The following is an 18252-nucleotide window of genomic DNA, read 5'->3' as shown; positions in this document are numbered from 1 at the left end:
GTCACACCCACGTCCTGGGGCGGAAGCGGTTGGCCCGTTCCACCAGCTCGATCCTTTCCTCGCCACGCTGCGCCAGCCGCGCCAGCAGGCGGTACGACCTCTCCAGCCCGAACCGCAGGCCGCGCTCGTCCAGCGCGCAGCCGAGCAGCGGCGGCCGCTGTCCACCGTCGGGCGGGGCACCGTGGCTACCGGAGAGTACCCAGTCCAGGGCGCTGCCCAGTACCTCGGTGACCAGTTGTTCGCGGCGCCCGGCGTCCAGTCCGAATTCCGCCAGCCCCGCGACTTGTTGCGCGGCCGCCCGAAGATCGTCGAGCAGCGCGTCCTGCGGCGGCCGCTGCCGCAGCCGGGCGCGGACCGCCGCGATCCGCGCCGCCGTCCAGTGAATGGACGACTCCGGTACCGACTCCAGCGCCTCGACCGCGCCGCCGCGGTCCCCCGCCGCCAGCCGCACCCGGCCCAGCCCGAACGCCGCGCTGACATAGCCGTGATCGGCCGTCCACACCAGGCGGTAGTACTCCGCGGCGGTCTCCCACTGCCCCAGCAGCTCCGCGCTGACGGCGAGCGCCAGCTTCGGCGCCGGCTCGCCGGGAAAGGCGTCGTAGACCGCGTCGAACGACAGCGCGGCGCCCTCGCGGTCCCCGCCGGCCAGCGACACCAGCCCCCGGTTCCACACCAGCCGCCAGTCGCCGCCCCACCGCGCACCCGGCTCCGCCGCGAGCGCGCTCAGCAGCCCCCGCGCAGCCGGGCCGTCCCCCGTCTCCAGGCGGGCACGCAGCTCGCGCAGCCGCAGCTCCAGCGAGTCACCGGGCGCCGAGCGCAGCGCGGGCAGCAGCTCGGCCGGGGCGACGGTCAGCAGGCCCGCCAGGAAACCGGCGTTGGGGTCGGCCGGATCCACCCGCGGCACCGGCAGCGCGAGGGCGGCACCGGCGGTGTCCAGGGGCCGCAGCACGGGCCGGCCGGGCGCCACGGCCCGGCCGGCGGGCGCCGCGCCCCGCGCACCCAGCAGCGAACCCTCCCCCTCCGCCGCCACCAACTCCGTGTCCACCACGCGCAGTTCCGGCCCGAACAGCTGCGAGGGCGCCGGCCGCTGCTCGCCCGACTGGAGCGCCACCACCTCCCGCAGCACGCCCGTCAGCTGCTCGGCCATCTCCTCCGCGGACGCGAAGCGGCGCGCCCGGTCCGGGTCGGTGGCCCGCACCAGCAGCCGGTAGAAGGACTCGTAGGTGCGGAACACCTCGATGTGGTCCGGGTCCGGGAGACAGTCTGCGAAGACGTTCGTATAGCCCTGGAAGTCGAAGGTGAGAACGGCCAGCGTGCGGGCGACGGTGTAGAGATCGGAGGCCACCGACGGGCCCAGCTCGGCTATCTCCGGCGCCTGGTAGCCGATCGTGCCGTAGATCGGGCTGCGGTCGTCGTCCATCCGGCGCACCGCGCCCATGTCGATCAGCTTGAGCTGGTCCTGCTGCTGGATGGCGTTGTCGACCTTGAAGTCGCAGTACAGGAGGTTGCGGCGGTGCAGATCGCCGAGCGCCGCCAGCGCCTCGATGCCGTAGGCGCAGGCCTGCTCCACCGGCAGCGGATCGCGCCGGCCCTGGGGCGTGCGCCGCTCGTTGGCGATGTCCTTGAGCGACTTCCCGCCGACGTACTCCATGACGATATAGCCGTCCAGGCTGCCCGTCGCCCGGTCGAGATGCTCCACGAAGTTGTAGATCCGCACGATGTTGGCGTGCTCGATCTCGGCGAGGAACCGCCGCTCGGACACCGCGACCGCCAGCGCCTCCTCGTCGCCGGTGTCCAGCAGGCCCTTGAGCACCACCCACCGGTCGGCGACGGCCCGGTCGATGGCGAGATAGATCCAGCCCAGCCCGCCGTGCGCCAGACACCCCACGACCTCGTACTGGCCGTGCACCACGGCGCCGGGACGCAGCTTGGGCGAAAAACTGTACGGATGGCCGCACTTGGTGCAGAACCCCTCCGTACGGCCCGGATGCCCGTCCCGCGCCCGCCCCACCGGCGCCCCGCAGTCGCCCCGGCTGCAGAACCGCTTGCGCTCCGGGACCTCCGGCCGCTCCAGCACGGCGGTGCCCGGATCGGGCCGCGGCACCTGCGGCATCGACACCAGGCCCGCGCCCAGCCGGCCGCGGGCCGACCCCGATGCCCCCGACGCCCCGGAGCCCGCACCGGCGCCCGAACTGCGCACCGACACCGAGGCGGCCGGCGCCGGCATGCTCCGCGTCGCCTCGCCGCCCTCGTCCGCGTCCTCGTCACCACGGACCGAGGCGGACGTACCGGCGCCGGAGGCACCGGGCGCGGCGGCCGCCCGGCCCGAACCACCGGACTCCGCACCGGACCCGCGCGACGAGCCGCCCCCGGCCACCGGCACCCGCCCGGTCAGCCCCGTGGGCGGTGACGACAGCAGCCCGTCCGCCGACACCACCGGGGCCAGCCCGCAGACATCGCAGTACAGCTCGCCGCCGCCGACGTCCTCGTACCTCCCCCCGCAGTCCGGCCGCTGGCAGCGGTCGTCGGCCCCCTCCGTCACACGTCCCCCCTACCGTCCGGCCCGTCCGGCCCGCGGCCGGGCTGCTCCGGCACCAGCGCCTCGGCCGCCGCCTGCTGATAACGCCACACCGCCTGCTCGGCCGCCCGCAGATCGCACGGCGCGCTCCACAGCATCCGGCGGGCCGCGTCGTACCGCTCCTGCAGCAGCGGATCCCCGGTCATGCCGTGCCGGGCGACCTTCGCCTTGTACGCGTCCAGCCGTCCGCGCAGCTCGGCCCGCACGGCCAGCGGAGCGGTCACCGCCGTCAACGACTCACGGGCGCGGTGCAGTTCGTCCTCCGCCCGCTCCTCCAGACTGTCCAGCAGCGGCGACAGCCGGTGCCACTGCGCCCGCCTGCGATAGTCCGCGGCCGCCGCCAACTGCTCGTGCAGCGCCGTCGACGGGCCGCTCACCGCCGGCACCTCGGACGCCGCGATCTTCGCCAGCACCTCGCCGCGCGCCTGCCGCGCCTCGGTCAGCGTGCGATCGGCCCGGGACAGCACATCGCGCAGCTGCATCAGCCGCCGCTCCGCGTCCTGCCGGACGTCCAGCACCGCCTCGATCTCCCGCCGCACGTCCTCCAGGGCGCGCGCCGCACGGTCGTAGCGCCCGGTGTCCGGACGGCCGCCACCGGGCGCGGAACTCCCCGTCGACGACGACACCCAGAACGCCAGCGGATCGGCGATCACCTGGCCGCGCAGCCGCGCCAGTTCGTCCGTGATCCGCTCCAGGTCGTCGCCCGCCGGATGCTCACCGGGGCGGACCCCCACCGAGTGCGCCAGCGAACGCGTCCGCCGCAGCTCGGCCGAGAGAAGATCTATCCGGGCCGGCAGCGCCGACCACACCGCATCGGCGGCGACGATCACATCGAGCGACCGCGCGTACAGGCCGTTGATCCGCGCGACGAGCTCCTCCAGGGTGAACCACTCACCCGGGCGGTCCGGACCGTCGCCCGCCGCGGCCTGCCCGGGCACCGTCACCCCGCCGTACAGCAGCTCCGACAGCTCCACCAGATCCTCGGGGGCCGGCCAGCGGCGCCGCGCCCGCAGCTCCCGCGCCTGCGTCAACGCCGCCGTATAGGTATCGAAATGCGACCACAGGACCGTGATGGACCGCTCCGTGACGGCCCAGCGCTCCTTGGTGGTGCCGGACAGATCGGCGCCCTCCAGCAGCCGGCGGCCCGCATGATCCTGCAACGCGAGCAGCGATGTCTCTATCGCCTCGTACTCGGCACCGAGCCGCGCCAGGGCGCGATCCACCTCCTCCCGGTCCAGCACCGGGGCAGGATGCCTCCCCGTGGAACCGGGGCAGGGCCCAGGGACCCCCATCGATCACCTCTCCAATACGCATACGGCGCACGGCGGTTGGCGCGCCTGGACCGCTCTGTGGACTGCTCCCTCCCCTCCCTTCCCCCCATAGTGACGGCAACCACCGCTTCTTGGGACGATCGCCCGCCCCGCCGCACCGGCCGCGCGCCGCGCCGCTTCGTCCCGCACCGCGCGCCCGCCACCGCCCGCACCGCGCCTCAGTCGCTGTACTCCGGCGCCGGCGGCCCCGATATCCCCGGCAGATCCGCCCGCAGCCACCTCCGGTACGACCGCATCCAGGGACTGTCGGCACTTCCGCCGCCGCGGTAGTCGTCCAGCACCTTGTTGACCCGCCGCACCAGATCCGTGTCGTCCTTGTTCATCGCCACGCCGTACGGCTCATCGGTGAACGGCCTGCCCTTCAGCTCCACCGTCGGATCCTGCGCCGCCTGCGCCGCGGCCAGCGCATTGTCCGTCACCACCGCGTCCGCCTGACCGAGCTGCAGCCGCACCAGACAGTCGAGCTGATTGGGCACCGTCACCACTGTCGCGCCGTGCCGCTGCTTCCTCAGCTCCGCCTCCCCCGTCGAACCCGCCGCCGTACACACCCGCCTGCCCCGCAGCGAATCGTCGAACGCGGTCACCGTGGACCTCCTGGGCGCCAGCACCTGCTGCCCGCCCTGGAAGTACGCCGTCGAGAACGCCACCTGCTCCTTGCGCGCGCAGTTGATCGTCATCGTCCGCACCACCATGTCCACCGTGCGCCTCTCCAGCGCCGGGATCCGCTGATTGGTCGGTACCGCCTGGAAGACGACTTTGGCGTCCGGCCCCAGGATGTCCTTCGCGATCGCCCGCGCCAGATCGATGTCGAAGCCCTCCAGCCGGCCCGTGCCGGGATCGCGATACCCCCAGCGGTAGGTGTTCTGGTCCACCCCCACGACCAGCTGGCCCTTCTTCCTGATCCGCGCCACCGCCGGCCCCTCGCCCGCCGACGGCCGCAGGCTCTCCGCCGCATTCCCCGCCGTGCACCCCGCCCCGGCCGCCACCGCATGCGACGTCCCGCCGCCCGCCGCCCGCTGCACGACGGCCCCCTTGTCCGTCGGCCCGGCCTCCAGCGCAGCACCGCCCAAGGCGGGCACCAGCACCACCGCGGCCGCCGCCATCACCCCTACCCCCGCCGCGACCGGCGCCAGCGCGGCACGCAGGTTCACCAAGACCCGCGCGCGTCTCCTCCGGCCCTCGTCGCCAGGCCTCATGTCCCCCTCACCAGGCCCCCTCACCGGTACTCCGACAACCTGCGCCCGATACCCAGCACCGCACCCACCGCACCCAGGACCGCCAGCACCGCGGCCCCCGCCGCCAGACCGCCGAGCGCCGCCCGCCCGCCGTCCGCCGCCGCCCGGAACTCCGTCTGCTCATGCGCCAGCGCCCGCCGCAATGCGGCATCCACCCGGTCGAAGGACTCCCGGGTGGGCCGGTCCCCGCCGATCACCTTGGCCAGCGCCCGGTCGTAATCACCCTTGACGTCCGCCGCCCGGGCCTCGGCATGCCGCGCCTGCCACTGCCGAACGTCCGCCAGCGCATCCCGCACCGGCCGCCGCCCCGCCTCGTCGTCCGCCAGCGCCCGCGCCGCCCCCAGCCTGCTGCCGCCCGACGCGGCCCCGCTCGTCCCCGCACCCACCAGGTCCCTCATCCCCGTACGGAACCCGGCCTCGTAGAAGTCCTTCTGGTCCCCGGTCAGCACCGCCCCCCGCGCCACCAGCGTCAGATTCTCGTCCCCGCGCGCCCGCAGCGAATCGATCCGCGCCTCATTGAGCACCCGCAGCGAGCGCGCCCCACGTTCGTACGAGTCACTCAGCCCCGACCTCGCCATCACATGCCCCGCCACCAGCCACATCAGCACGGCGACCGATGCCGCCGTCGCCGCCACCAGCCCCCGGTTGAAAACCCGGTTCGTCCGCCGGTAGTTCCGCCGCTGCGCCCATCCCAGTGCCCCGATGGCCAGCACCCCGGCCGCCAGCGCGAACCACGGCCGGGCCTGCGCCGCGTCGTAGTCCGCCGCCAGCCGGTCGTTCTCCGCGTCGTACAACGCGCGGGCGGCGGGCAGAAGTTCCTTGCGCATCCGGTCGTTGGCGTACCGCAGATACGCGCCGCCCAGCGGCAGCCCCTGCCGGTTGTTCGTCCGCGCCGTCTCGACCAGTCCCGCATACCGCGGCAGTCCGCTGTTGAGCTTGGCTATCTGTGCATCGGCCCGATCCGATCCCCGGGTGTTCGCCGACGCCCTGACCAGCAGCTGCGCCGCTGTCGCAAGATCGTCGGTGTACCGGTCACGGGTCGCCCGGCTCTCCTCCCCGCCGGCCAGGAACCCCCCGGCGGCCGTCGTGTTCGCATCCGCCAGCGACCGGTAGATGTCCGCCGCATCCGCACTCAGCGGCTGACTGCGCTCCACCACGTCGTCCGCGGCCGCCGCCCGGTCGGACACCTGCCAGGCCGTGACCCCGCCGAACACCAGCACCAGCAGAGCGAGCGCGGCACCGATCACCCGCAGCCGGCCCGGCTCGGTCACCGCCGCGGCCCGCAGCTCGTCCAGCCCGTCGGCCCATGCCGTACGGCGCCGGGCCCCGGGCACCGACCCCCCGCCGGCGTCAGCGCTCGGTGCGGCCGGTGCGGCCAATGCAGCCGATACGGGCGGAGCTGCCCCTGCGTCCGCTTCAGCGGACTCTCCTGACGACACAGAACCTCCCCCTCCGTCGTCGCCGACCCCGGCCCTCGCGGGAAGCGCCGGTGAGAGCGCTCACGAGGACGGGTGCACGGGCAGCAGTATGTCCGCACCCGCCGACCACCACACCGCGATTGACCCGATCTTGTGCGGATCGCGACGCATACCGCCTCCCACTCCCCGGCCCTTCCGGCCCCCTGACTCCCGCGCTCCCCGGCGTCGGGGCTTCCCCGCCTTCCCGGCCGCCCGGTCCCGCCCCTCCCCACCTGCCGGACGCCGGTACCGCGCAGTCGGTTCCCCTCCGGCCTCCCCGCTCCGCCGCCCTCCGTCCGGCACTACAGTTGCTTCCGACACGGCCGGACACCCGACATCGGAACACCGGTACGGGAGCACCGGCATCAGGTACACCGCACCCGCGGCCTCTCGCGGCCCGCGACCTGCCGCCCGTGACCGGAGACCTGCCACCTCTGGCCCGTCATCTCGGACCTGCCTCATGGAGAGTGATCGAGTGGAAGCGGTGCGCAAGGGCAGGGTGTCGCTGGTGGAGACCGCGACCGACGAGATCCGCGGCCAGATCGTGACGGGCATCTGGCCGGTGGGCAGCCGCATCCCGCCCGAAAGCGCGCTCTCCGAGACCCTCGGCGTCAGCCGCGCCTCGGTACGTGAAGCCGTCCGCTCGCTCGTCCACTCCGGACTCCTCGAACCCCGTCAGGGCGACGGCACCTTCGTGATCTCCGACGACGACAGCGCGGTCGCCCTCCGCCGCCGCCTGGAACGCGCCGAACTCAGCCACGTCACCCAGGTCCGCCAAGGCCTCGACGTCATCGCCGCGCGCCAGGCCGCCAAGCACCGCACGGACGCCCAACTCGCCGGGATCGAGGCCGCGCTGGCCCGCCGCAGCGCCGCCCTCACCGCCCACGACAGCGACGCCTTCACCGCCGCCGACGCCGAGTTCCACATCCTGGTCGCCGAGGCCGGCGCCAACCCCGTGCTCGCCGACATCTACCGGTCCCTCAGTGCCGCCCTCCGCGAGGAACTGCGCCGCGCCGCCTGCCTCGACACCGCCACCGCGGCCCCGACCGACCCCCATTCCCGTCTCGCCGACGCCATCCGCGCCCAGGATCCCCAGGCGGCCGTGGACGCAGCGGTCCTCCTGCTCGCCGGGCACGTACGGGATCTCGCCCTGCCGCTCGACGACTGACCGGCCGAGGCGCGCACCTCCCCTCGCACGCCCCCCGTTTCGCTCCCGCGCGCCGCTACCCGACGCGACTTACCTTGACTACTCTAAGTAACGAAGATGATTCGTCGAGTCAGCGACCGGAGCGGCTCACGCCGCGCCCGGAGCATCGGAGGCCCCTCGTGCGACGCATAGCGCAACTCCTCAGGCCCCTCGCCGCCGCGACGGCAACCGGCGCCGCCGCCCCCGGCCACGCCCCGCCGGCCAGCGGATTTCTCACCATCGGCGCCATCACTTACATCGACCCCATCGGCCACTACCCGATCGACCACCCACCGGACGGCACGCCCACCCTCGTCATCAACGACACCGACCACCACGTCACGGTCGTCACGGAACGCGACCACGTCCCCCGTCGCGGCCCCACCCTCACCCCGATCACCGACATCGTGCTCGCCCCGGGAAGCCGCACGGAAACGCGCCGCGGCCACAGCGTTCAGGTGGGCTGGGGGCGGGTGATGGGCGGGTGAGGAGCGGGAGGTGAGGGCTGGGGGCGGGGAGCGGTCGGGGTGGGGTCGCCGGGCGCCGCAGGGCGGGCTACCCGTCCATCGGGTGCATTTCGGCTCGATAGGGCGTAGCGGAAAGAGCCCTCGTGCATGTCTCTGCTGACCGTGAACTCACGTATCCCCAAAGAACGGAGCAACGCATGCCTATCCGAACTCTCCTCGCGACCGCCCTCCTGGTCTCCACCGCCGTACTCGGCAGCGCGGGCATGGCCGCAGCGGACGACGAGGGGAACACCCCCGGATCGAGGGGCGGCACCGTCGCGGACAACATGTGGGGCGGTGGCATGCCCGGCGACATGCTCGGTGGTGCCGGCAGCGGCTTCGGCGGCGCCGACAGCGGCTTCGGTGGCGCGGGCAACGGCGTCCTCGGTTCCACCAGCTTTCGCTGATCACCCACGCCTCGCCGCGCGCCACGGGAGACCAGGCGCGCGGCGGGGCACCCGGGCGGCACCGCCGGCAAACCCGATGGGCACTCCGGCGTGGATCCGGGAGAGGCGCCGCTAGGTGGTGTCCGCAAAGTCCCGCCTGGCTCGCGGCGCCTGGCACGCACGCTCGCTGCGTTGTCGGGATCGTCCACGTAGCCCGCTACGAGGACGACCCTCCGCCTTGCGATCGCACGCACCAGACGCCGCCAGCCCCGCCCTCCGGGCGGACGACGGGACTTTGCGGACACCACCTAGGCCCAGGTCGCCCGAAGCCGCTGGTACGCCGCCGCTCCCGCCCCCGCGCGGTCCAGCGCATGCAGGGCCGCGCCCAGGACCGGCGGTGCCGTCATCACTCGGGGTACGGCCTTCGGTGCGCGTTCCGCCAGGAGTTGGATGATCCGGTCGTGGAGCAGCGGGTGGCGGGCCGCCAGGACGCCGCCGCCGAGGACGACCGGGGTGGGCTCGCCGAGCAGGTCCAGGCGGTTCAGGGCGACCGTGGCCAGGAGGACGACTTCCTCCGCCTGGCGGGCCACGAGGGTGCGGGCGACGGGGTCGCCGGCGGCGGCGACGCCGAACAGCAGCGGTGTGAGTTCGAGGCGCCGGCGGTCGGGGATGACCCGCAGGTGGAGCGCCTCGATCAGTTCCTGCATGGTGGCCAGGCCGAAATGGGCGGGGAGCGCGCGTGCCAGGTCGCTCGGTTCGCCGCGGCCGTCCTCGGCGCGAGCCGCGAACCACAGAGCCTCCTCGGCGAGATGGCCGCCGCCGCCCCAGTCGCCGGAGAGCCGTCCGAGGGAGGGGAAGCGGGCGGTGGCGCCGTCGCGGCCGACCCCGACGGCGTTGATGCCCGCGCCGCACACCACTGCGACCCCCACCCGTTCCCCGGCGTCCGGCAGTCCGGCCCGTAGCAGGGCGAAGGTGTCGTTGCCGACGGTCACTGTGTGCGCCCAGCCGCGGCCGGCGATCTCCGCGGTCAGGGCGGCCTCCTCGGCGGGGAGGTCGGCGTTGGCGAGGTACGCGGAGAGGTGATCGACGGGTCCCGTCGTCCCGGCCTGGGCCAGGGCGGCGGCGATCAGCGGCGCGCAGACGTCCACCGCTCGCCCGGTGCCCACCACAGGTGGCTGGAAACCGCCGCCCCGGGCGGTCCCCAGGACCCTGCCGTCCGTCGCCACCAGGGCCACGTCCGTCTTGCTGTTGCCCGCGTCGATGGCGAGCGCCGTGCCGGTCAGGCCCACGTGAGGTGCTCCCGGTTGTGTGCGATCAGTTCGTCGGTGAGCCGGTCGGCGCGGTCGGTCTGGCCGATGAGGGGGTGGGCGAGGAGGGCGGCGAAGACCCGGTCCCGTCCGCCCTTCAGCGCCGCCTCCAAGGCGAGCCGTTCGTACGCGGTGACATGGCCGATGAGCCCGGTGTACAGCGGTTCCAGGGGGCGTACGGGAAGCGGCGCCGCGCCCGTCCCGCTCACCACCGCAGGCACTTCGATCACCGCGTCGTCGGGGAGGAAGGGAAGGGTGCCGCGGTTGAGGGCGTTGACGATCTGGACGTCGCCGGTGTCGCGCAGCAGCGAGGAGGTCAGCGCCACCGCCGCTTCCGAGTAGTACGCGCCGCCGCGCTTGCTCAGCAGCTCCGGCTTCTCGTCGAGGGCGGGATCGCCGTACATGTCCAGCAGCCGCCGCTCGATGGCCGCGACCTCCGCAGCCCGGGAGGGTTTGCTGCGCAACTCCCGTACGACCGCGTCGTGTTGGTAGTAGTAGCGGAGGTAGTAGGAGGGGACGACGCCGAGGCGGTCCAGCAGGGAGCGCGGCATGTGCAGGTCGTCGGCGACGGCGTCGCCGTGTTCGGCGAGCAGCCCGGGCAGGACGTCCTCGCCGCCGACGCGTACGGCCCGCTCCCAGGTGAGGTGGTTGAGGCCGACGTGTTCCAGCTCGACCTCCTCCGGGGCCACGCCCAGCAGTTTCGCGAACTTCCGCTGGAAGCCGATCGCGACGTTGCACAGGCCGACGGCCTTGTGGCCGTGGGTGAGCAGCGCGCGCGTCACGATGCCGACGGGGTTGGTGAAGTCCACGATCCAGGCGCCGGGGTTGCGGCGCCGTACGCGTTCGGCGATGTCGAGGACGACGGGGACGGTGCGCAGCGCCTTGGCGAGCCCGCCCGCCCCGGTGGTCTCCTGGCCGACGCAGCCGCACTCCAGCGGCCAGGTCTCGTCCTGGTTGCGGGTGTCCTGCCCGCCGACGCGCAGTTGCAGGAGTACGGCATCGGCGCCGTCGACGCCGGCGTCGAGGTCGTCGGTCCAGGAGATCCGGCCCCCGTGGCCCTGTTTGGCGAAGATCCGCCGGGCCAGGCCGCCCACCAGCTCCAGCCGGTCGGCGGCCGGGTCGATGAGGACGAGTTCGTCCACGGGCAGCGTCCGGCGCAACCGTGCGAAGCCGTCGATGAGTTCGGGGGTGTAGGTCGATCCTCCGCCGACCACTGCGAGCTTCATGTGTCTGGATCAGCCCTTCACTCCGGTGAGCGTGACGCCTTCGACGAAGGCCTTCTGTGCGAAGAAGAAAACGAGGATGACCGGCGCCATGACCAGCAGCGTCGCGGCCATGGTGAGGTTCCAGTTGACGCTGTGGGCGCTCTTGAACGACTCCAGGCCGTAGGAGAGCGTCCAGGAGGCGGGGTTCTGTGCCGCGTAGATCTGCGGGCCGAAGTAGTCGTTCCAGCAGGAGAAGAACTGGAAGAGGGCCACGGCGGCGATGCCGGGCCGGGCCATCGGCACGACGATGCGCAGCAGGGTGCGCAGTTCGCCGCAGCCGTCGACCTTGGCGGATTCGATGTACTCGCGGGGGATGGTGAGGAGGAACTGGCGCAGCAGGAAGATGGAGTAGGCGTCGCCGAAGGCCATCGGGATGATCAGCGGCCAGAGCGACCCGGACAGATGGAGCTGCTGGGCCCAGACCAGGTACATGGGGATGACGACGACCTGGGGCGGCAGCATCATCGTCGAGATGACGAGGATCATGGCCGTGCGGCGGCCGCGGAAGCGGAACTTGGCCAGGGCGTAGGCGACCGGAACGGCCGAGCACACCGTGAAGAGGGTGCCCAGGCCCGCGTACATCAGAGAGTTCCGCCACCAGTCCAGGAAGCCGGGGGTGCGGAAGACCGTGAGGTAGTTGGACCAGTGCCACCGCGTCGGCCACAGCTCGCCGCTCATCGCCTGGTCGTCGCCCATCACGGAGGTCAGGAAGACGAAGACGAAGGGCAGGACGAAGAAGAGGGCGGCGGCGACGCCCACGGCGTGTACGGCGATCCAGTGCAGTATCCGGGTGCGGCGGGCGCGGGCGGCCGGGCCGCGGCCGGTGGTGCGCGTGGGGGCCGGGGTGCTGGGGGCGCTCAGTGTCGTGGTCATGGCGTTCAGTCCTCCGCCGGGAGCAGGCCGGCGCGCTTGCGCATCAGCAGGGTGGTGACGGCCATCGCGATGACGAAGAGCACGAGGGAGAGCACGCACGCCGCGCCGGTGTTGAAGTTCTGGAAGCCGAGGGAGTAGACGAGCTGGGGGACGGTCAGGGTGGAGTGGTCCGGGTAGCCGGGCTGGATGACGGTGCCGGGGCTGATGGAGACGCCGGAGGCGAGCTTTCCGGCGACCAGGGCCTGCGTGTAGTACTGCATGGTCTGCACGACGCCGGTGACCACCGCGAACATCACGATCGGGGTGATCGAGGGCCAGGTGACGTACCGGAACTTCCCCCAGACGCCCGCACCGTCCAGCTCCGCGGCCTCGTACTGTTCCCTGGGAACGTCCAGCAGCGCCGCCATGAAGATCACCATCAGGTCGCCGATGCCCCACAGGGACAGCAGGACCAGCGACGGTTTGGCCCAGTGCGGGTCGTTGAACCAGGAGGGCGCCGGGATGCCGACCGCGCCGAGGATCTCGTTGACGGGGCCGGTGCCGGGGTTGAGCAGGAAGACGAACGCCACGGTCGCGGCCACCGGGGGCGCCAGATACGGCAGATAGAACGCCGTACGGAAGAATCCGGCACCCGATTTTATCTTGGTGACGAGTATCCCGATGCCCAGCCCGAAGACGACCCGCAGGGCGACCATCACGCTCACCAGCCACAGCGTGTTGGCCAGGGCGGGGCCGAACAGCGGCATCTGCGTCAGCACGTATTTCCAGTTCTGCAGCCCCACGAAATCCGGCGGCTCGATCTGGTTGTAGTGCATGAAGGAGAAATAGACGGTGGCGATCAGCGGATAGCCGAAGAAGACCGAGAAGCCGACCAGCCAGGGCGAGAGAAAGCCGAGGGTGCGCAGTCGCTCGCGGTTCCGCTTACGCCGCAGTGCGGGTGCGGGTGCGGGTGCGGGGGTGATTGCCATGGCGGCTCTCCGTCAGTTCTCGGACTGAAGGTTGTCGGCGTCGATCTGCGCATCGAGCCTGCGCAGGCCCTCGTCCAGATCGCGGACCTTTCCGGCCTCGACGTCGTAGGAGAAGTCCTGCAGCGTGACGATGTACTGAGCGCCGTTGTTGGACGGCGGAATCGCGGCGCTGTGCGGATTCCGGGCGATATCGAGGAACGTACGGAACGTCGGATCGGTGTCCAGCTTCGGCGACTCCAGCGCCGCCTTCGTCGACGGCACGTTGTGGATCGCATTGGCGAACCGCACCACCTGGTCCGTGTCCGCGGTCAGGAATTTCACCAGCTCCCACGCCGCGTTCTGATGCCGGCTGCCGTGGGCGATCCCCGCGACGGTGCCCGTCAGATAGCCCCGGCCGTAGGTGTCCGCCTGGTCGTCCGGTACCGGCATCGGCGCCGTACCCCAAGCGAAGGGGGCCTTTTGGTCCTTGAGCATCAGCCCCCGCCATTCGCCGTCCAGATGCATCGCCAGCTTCTGCTTCAGAAAGGCGTTCTGCGAGGACATCTCGTCGCCGAACCGGGTACGGAACCTCTCCAGCGCCGGGTAGCCGCCCTGCGCCTCGATCAGCGCCCGAGCGGTGGCGAAGAATTTCTTCGTCCGCGGGTCCCTGGCCAGCCGCGCCTTTCCGTGCCGGTCGAAGTACGTCGGCCCCCACTGCGCGAACATCCGGTCCGGGCTGTTCTGGTAGAGCCGGAAATCGGGCATGAAGCCCACTCTTTTGTAGGAACCGTCCGCGGTCCGTTCGGTGAGCTTCGCGGCGTCCCGTTTCAGCTCCGACATCGTCCGCGGGGGCCGCGCGATCCCGGCCTTCCTGAAGGCGTCCTTGTTGTAGTACAGCCCGTAGGAATCGGCGAGCAGCGGCAGGGCGCACTGCTTTCCCTCGTAGCTCGTGTAGTCGAGGAAGGGCTGGGGGAAGACCTTCTTCTTGTCCACCCCGGTCTTGCGCAGGAAGGGGTCGAGATCCACCCACATCCCCGATGAGCAGTACTGCCCCACATTGCTGGTGGTGAACGACGACACGACATCCGGCGCCTCGTCCCCGCCGGCCCGCAGCGCCTGGTTCACGGTTTCGTCGGTGACATTGGAGACGCTCTTCACCGTGATGTTGGGGTGCAGTTTCTCGAACCGGGCGATGCTGTCGTCGATGGCCTTCACTTCGCCCGGCTGGGACCATCCGTGCCAGAACGTCAGCGTGACCGGTCGCGTCGGATCGTCACGGTCGCTGCCGGTACTCGGATTGGCGCATCCGGAGAGGAACAGCCCGGCACCGGCCAGTGCCACGGAGAACCGGACGCGCAGGGATGAGTGCGGCATGGCGGATTTCCTTTACGGCTGGGGGAGTTGGGAAGCGAAGGAAGCCGCGCGGTGAGCCACCGGGCGGTGAGCCACCCGGTAAGGAATCACCCGGTGTCGAAGACCGCATCACGCGCCTCGGCGAGCGCCGTCCGCAGCGCGCCGATGAGAATCGGGTTTCCCCCGATGTCGCTGATCCGCAGCTCCGGCCGCGGCAGCGCCAGCCCGGTGAATTCCTCCTCGACCCGCGCCCGCAGGTCCTCCCCGCCGGCCTGCGGGACCTCGCCGGAGAGCACCACCAGCCGCGGGTCGACCACCGCGACCACCGCCGCCAGCCCGGTGGCCAGCCGCCTGGCCACCTCCGCCCGTACGTCGTCGCGCGCCAGCGCCTCCTCGACCGTACGGGTCCCCGGCGCGCCGTACTCCCGCGCCAGCGCCACGACGCTCGGCGAGCCGACCAGCTGCTGGAACCCGCCACCGGCATCCGGCTGCGCGGCGCTGCGGTCGCCGCCCCGGGACAGCGGCGCCCCGGGCAGCGGCATGTACCCGATCTCGCCCGCGCCCCCGGTGGCGCCGCGCAGCAGCTGCCCGCCGAGCACGATGGCGGCGCCGACCCCTTCGTCGACCCAGACCAGCACGAAGTCGTCGAAGTCCTGCGCCGCGCCGTCGTACTGCTCGGCGACGGCCGCCAGGTTCACGTCGTTCTCGATGATGATCGGGGTCCCCAGCACTTCCGCCAGCTCGTCCTTCAGGGCCCGCGAGTGCCAGCCCGGCAGATGCGGCGCATAGCGCAGTTCGCCGGTCTCCGGGTCCAGCGCGCCGGGTGTGCCGATCACCGCCCCGTGCAGCTGCTGCCGTCCCAGTCCGGCCTTGGCCAGGGCCCCGTCCACGGCCGTCGCCACCAGCCGCGCCGTCCGGTTCTCCGCGCCCTCGTCGACCGCATCGGTGCCCACCCGTACCTCGCCGAGCACCCGGCCGGTGATGTCGGCGACGGCCGCGGTGATGCCCAGCTGGTCCACGGCCAGCGCGGCGACGTGCGCGGCCACCGGATTGACCTCGTACAGCTGGGCGTTCGGCCCCGGCCGCCCGGTCACGTTTCCGGTCGTCCGCACCAGTCCGGCCGCCTCCAGCCGGGCCAGCAGCTGAGAGGCGGTCGGCTTCGACAGTCCGGTCAGCTCCCCGATCCGGGTCCGGGTCAGCGGCCCCTGGGACACGAGCAGGTCGAGCGCGGCCCGGTCGTTCATCGCCCGCAGCACCCGCGGCGTGCCGGGGGTCCCGTGTGCTCCCTGCCCTGCTGCGGCCATGACCGTCCACCCCGTTCTCCGACGGCAGCGGCCACCGTCGGCCCCTGCCGACCACCGCCGAGCCTCTGTTAGGAAACCTTCCAATCGACGAAAAGGAAGGTAGGTCGCGCCTCAGGGGCTCGTCAATGGGTTCAACGGGGTGAGTTCGGGCGCGCGCGGGCGCCCGGTGAAACGACAAAGCGCACCGGCCGACAGCCGGTGCGCCCCCCCGTGTGCGAGCAAGCCCCCCAAGGTGCCGCGGAGTTGGTCGGACCCCGCGGCCCCGTTCCCGGCTCTCCTCCGGGCCCTGCTCGCATGCCTTCGCTCAGTTCGCTTCCCGGTTCACGCCGCCCACTCCGGTGCCGCCGCTGCAGGTGGCGGCGCCGGTCAGGGCCGCCGCGGCGCCGGTCGGCAGAAGAAAAGCGACGGCCCCCGTGGCCACGCGATGGCGGATCTTCATGGCGAAGTCTCCTTCTCCGTCGAGGTGTTGCGGGCGCCGATACGGATCGTCGGTGCCGACACCTGGGACACGGCCCGGGGGAGCCGGGCGTATGACAGGAGTTGATGTGGCGTGGGTCACATCGACGGAGGGGGGTGCGGGACCGTCCGCCTACTTCCCCATCTTCGGCCCCGACAGCGGCTCCGCGGCCACCGACTGCGGGGAGAGGGGATTGTTGAGCGCCGACGGCGCGGCCATGGCGGCGGTCGGGTCGGCCGGCTCCTCCTCTTCCTCCTCGGGGGCCGGACGGGGGGCGAGGTGGATGCCGGCGTCGTCGAGGGCGTGCTTGATGCGCCAGCGCAGTTCGCGTTCGATGCCGACGGCCTTGCCGGGCATGGTCTTGGCCGACACCCCGATGGTGACGGTGTCGAGGTGGACCTCGCTCAGGCCCAGCACCTCGACCGGCTCCCACAGCAGTTCGTTCCAGGGCTCGGCCTTGGACATCGCCTCGCCGGCGGCGGTGATGGTGTCCCGGGCGCGGCGCAGATCCTGGTCGGCGGCGACCACCACGTCCACACTGGCCGTCGACCAGCCCTGGCTGAGGTTGCCGATCCGCTTGACCTCGCCGTTGCGGATGTACCAGATGGCGCCGTTGGGGCCGCGCAGCTTGGTGACCCGCAGGCCGACCTCGATGACCGTACCGGTGGCCACGCCCGCGTCGATCTCGTCGCCGACGCCGTACTGGTCCTCGAGGATCATGAAGACGCCGGAGAGGAAGTCGGTGACGAGGTTGCGGGCGCCGAAACCGATCGCCACACCGGCCACACCGGCGCTCGCCAGCAGCGGCGCCAGGTTGATGTTCAGCACGGAGAGCACCGTCAGGGCCGCCGTGCCCATGATCACGAAGGAGGCGACGCTGCGCAGGACCGAGCCGATGGCCTCGGAGCGCTGGCGGCGGCGTTCGGCGTTGACGAGCAGGCCGCCGAGGGCGGTGCCCTGCGCGGCGGCCGCGGTGCGGTTCATCCGCTCGATGAGCTTGGTGATGGTGCGGCGGATCACATGCCGCAACACCACCGCGATCACGATGATCAGCAGGATCTGCAGGCCGGACGCGACCCACGTCCCCCAGTTCTCCTCCACCCAGCCGGCGGCGTTGGTGGCCTTCTGGGTGGCCTCGTCGAGCGAGGCGGAACCGGTTGCGCCGGGTGTCGCGGCGCGCAGGGGCGCGGAGGCGGCCGTCGAAGCGGACCAGTACACAGCAGAACCTTCCGTGAGGGACAGCAGACCCGGGCCTCGGCGGGACCCCGCGGACCGGGCAGACCAACCACACTAACGGGGCAACGCGTGCGGTCCGTGCCCCTGTTCGAGTCGGGAGGGTCCCGGGATGGCTGGAAAGAGCCCCATCTGGAGGGAAGTGCGGAGCTGTGGTGGAAAACACCTCCGACCCGTTACTCGGTCATGGTGGCGCTCCGACCAGGCACCGGGGGACACTGGGGGAGATCGTCCCGGCGCGAGCCACGCGCCGCCGGCGTACAAGGAGGCACCCGTGCCGCATGTCCTGGTCCTCAACGCGTCGTACGAGCCGCTCGGCGTCGTACCGCTCCGCCGCGCGCTCATCCTCGTACTCAATGAGAAGGCTGTCAGCCTTGAGGAATCCGGCGCCCTGATGCACAGCGCAACCCGCGTGATACCGGCTCCGAGCGTGGTCCGCTTGAAGCGGTTTGTGCGGGTGCCCTTTCGTGGCCCCGTGCCCCTGACCCGCCGGGCGCTGTTCGCCCGTGACGGCGGGCGCTGTATGTACTGCGGTGGCGTCGCAACCAGCGTCGACCACGTCATCCCGCGCAGCCGGGGAGGTCAGCACACCTGGGAAAACGTGGTCGCCGCGTGCCGCCGCTGCAATCACGTCAAGGCCGACCGCCATGTCGCCGAGATCGGCTGGCGGCTGCGCCATCAGCCCGCCCCGCCGTCCGGGCTGGCCTGGCGGATCATCGGCACCGGTCATCGCGATCCGCGCTGGCTGCCTTATTTGCAGCCGTACGGCGCGGACGACGCGCTGGCCCGGATCGACGCCGTATCGGCCTAGATCCGGGTCTTTTGTTCGAGTGG

At 72.1% G+C, this 18252-nt stretch carries 16 protein-coding genes; 4 read left to right on the top strand and 12 right to left on the bottom strand.

Annotated elements, in window-relative coordinates:
• Nucleotide 1: 1 nt before the first annotated feature.
• The 4 genes from ACIGWZ_RS06725 to ACIGWZ_RS06710 form a co-directional block, all read right to left on the bottom strand.
• Nucleotides 2-2542, bottom strand: coding sequence for a tetratricopeptide repeat protein (locus ACIGWZ_RS06725; protein ID WP_400061518.1), 2541 nt, complete (start codon nucleotides 2540-2542; stop codon nucleotides 2-4).
• Nucleotides 2539-3870 carry a hypothetical protein gene (locus tag ACIGWZ_RS06720; protein ID WP_400061516.1) on the bottom strand — a complete coding sequence of 444 codons (1332 nt, stop codon included), beginning with the start codon at nucleotides 3868-3870 and terminating at the stop codon, nucleotides 2539-2541. Before ACIGWZ_RS06720 ends, ACIGWZ_RS06725 begins: the two co-directional genes overlap by 4 nt.
• Nucleotides 3871-4067: 197 nt before the next feature.
• A complete protein-coding gene (locus ACIGWZ_RS06715) occupies nucleotides 4068-5060 on the bottom strand; it encodes a glutamate ABC transporter substrate-binding protein (protein WP_400062020.1) in 993 nt (330 codons plus the stop codon).
• 65 nt (nucleotides 5061-5125) lie between these two features.
• Nucleotides 5126-6523, bottom strand: a complete 1398-nt coding sequence (locus tag ACIGWZ_RS06710) for a hypothetical protein (RefSeq protein WP_400061514.1) — start codon at nucleotides 6521-6523, stop codon at nucleotides 5126-5128.
• A gap of 538 nt (nucleotides 6524-7061) precedes the next feature.
• Here ACIGWZ_RS06710 and ACIGWZ_RS06705 point away from each other — a divergent pair.
• From ACIGWZ_RS06705 to ACIGWZ_RS06695, 3 genes are all read left to right on the top strand, one after another.
• Nucleotides 7062-7769, top strand: a complete 708-nt coding sequence (locus ACIGWZ_RS06705; RefSeq protein ID WP_400061513.1) for a FadR/GntR family transcriptional regulator — start codon at nucleotides 7062-7064, stop codon at nucleotides 7767-7769.
• Between the two features lie 158 nt (nucleotides 7770-7927).
• Nucleotides 7928-8275 (top strand): hypothetical protein, encoded by a 348-nt coding sequence (locus ACIGWZ_RS06700; protein ID WP_400061511.1) that lies wholly within the window; start codon nucleotides 7928-7930, stop codon nucleotides 8273-8275.
• 176 nt (nucleotides 8276-8451) lie between these two features.
• Entirely contained in the window at nucleotides 8452-8700 is a 249-nt protein-coding gene (locus ACIGWZ_RS06695; RefSeq protein ID WP_400061510.1) for a hypothetical protein, read from the top strand.
• 287 nt (nucleotides 8701-8987) lie between these two features.
• On the opposite strand, the gene ACIGWZ_RS06690 is transcribed toward ACIGWZ_RS06695, so the two are convergent.
• The 8 genes from ACIGWZ_RS06690 to ACIGWZ_RS06655 all read right to left on the bottom strand — a co-directional run bounded on the left by ACIGWZ_RS06690 (nucleotide 8988) and on the right by ACIGWZ_RS06655 (nucleotide 17403).
• Nucleotides 8988-9968 carry an N-acetylglucosamine kinase gene (locus ACIGWZ_RS06690; protein WP_400061508.1) on the bottom strand — a complete coding sequence of 327 codons (981 nt, stop codon included), beginning with the start codon at nucleotides 9966-9968 and terminating at the stop codon, nucleotides 8988-8990.
• Nucleotides 9959-11212 (bottom strand): 6-phospho-beta-glucosidase, encoded by a 1254-nt coding sequence (locus ACIGWZ_RS06685; RefSeq protein WP_400061507.1) that lies wholly within the window; start codon nucleotides 11210-11212, stop codon nucleotides 9959-9961. Before ACIGWZ_RS06685 ends, ACIGWZ_RS06690 begins: the two co-directional genes overlap by 10 nt.
• A gap of 9 nt (nucleotides 11213-11221) precedes the next feature.
• Nucleotides 11222-12124 (bottom strand): carbohydrate ABC transporter permease, encoded by a 903-nt coding sequence (locus ACIGWZ_RS06680; RefSeq protein ID WP_400061505.1) that lies wholly within the window; start codon nucleotides 12122-12124, stop codon nucleotides 11222-11224.
• A gap of 5 nt (nucleotides 12125-12129) precedes the next feature.
• Nucleotides 12130-13092, bottom strand: a complete 963-nt coding sequence (locus ACIGWZ_RS06675; RefSeq protein ID WP_400061503.1) for a carbohydrate ABC transporter permease — start codon at nucleotides 13090-13092, stop codon at nucleotides 12130-12132.
• A 12-nt stretch (nucleotides 13093-13104) separates the two neighbouring features.
• Entirely contained in the window at nucleotides 13105-14445 is a 1341-nt protein-coding gene (locus ACIGWZ_RS06670; RefSeq protein ID WP_400061501.1) for an ABC transporter substrate-binding protein, read from the bottom strand.
• A gap of 86 nt (nucleotides 14446-14531) precedes the next feature.
• Entirely contained in the window at nucleotides 14532-15728 is a 1197-nt protein-coding gene (locus ACIGWZ_RS06665; protein ID WP_400061499.1) for an ROK family transcriptional regulator, read from the bottom strand.
• Between the two features lie 304 nt (nucleotides 15729-16032).
• Nucleotides 16033-16167 (bottom strand): hypothetical protein, encoded by a 135-nt coding sequence (locus tag ACIGWZ_RS06660; protein ID WP_400061497.1) that lies wholly within the window; start codon nucleotides 16165-16167, stop codon nucleotides 16033-16035.
• Between the two features lie 150 nt (nucleotides 16168-16317).
• Complete coding sequence (locus ACIGWZ_RS06655; protein WP_400061495.1) at nucleotides 16318-17403, bottom strand: mechanosensitive ion channel family protein; 1086 nt, start codon at nucleotides 17401-17403, stop codon at nucleotides 16318-16320.
• 289 nt (nucleotides 17404-17692) lie between these two features.
• Here ACIGWZ_RS06655 and ACIGWZ_RS06650 point away from each other — a divergent pair, with 289 nt between their 5' ends.
• Nucleotides 17693-18229 (top strand): HNH endonuclease, encoded by a 537-nt coding sequence (locus ACIGWZ_RS06650; protein WP_018088296.1) that lies wholly within the window; start codon nucleotides 17693-17695, stop codon nucleotides 18227-18229.
• Nucleotides 18230-18252 lie beyond the last annotated feature (23 nt).

This window comes from Streptomyces sp. NPDC053427 (assembly GCF_044544985.1).
In the GTDB taxonomy this organism is placed as follows: Bacteria; Actinomycetota; Actinomycetes; order Streptomycetales; family Streptomycetaceae; genus Streptomyces.
Note: the sequence above shows the minus strand (reverse complement) of the source record. Positions and strands in the feature narration are given on the sequence as shown.